Raw genomic sequence first — 251 nt, forward strand, 5'->3', positions numbered from 1 at the left:
TTTGAAAGGTGCAATGCCTTTCAAGCTGTTTGTTCCTTGAAAACTGGATATCGAAACAAAGCAATAAATGCTGAATCATTTTCTAGATCTTTAAGATCTTAAACGAAGCGAAGACGAAAGTCGGAGCATTGGTTAAGCTAATAAGAGCACACGGAGGATGCCTAGGCACCAGGAGCCGATGAAGGACGTGGCGAACGACGAAATGCCTCGGGGAGCCGTAAGCAGGCTTTGATCCGGGGATGTCCGAATGG

The 251-nt window shown here is 46.6% G+C and carries 1 rRNA gene; it reads left to right on the top strand.

Annotated elements, in window-relative coordinates:
* Positions 1-130: 130 nt before the first annotated feature.
* A 23S ribosomal RNA gene (locus ACZYR9_RS27985) occupies positions 131-251 on the top strand; the annotation flags it as partial.

This window comes from Paenibacillus sp. F024 (assembly GCF_057814255.1).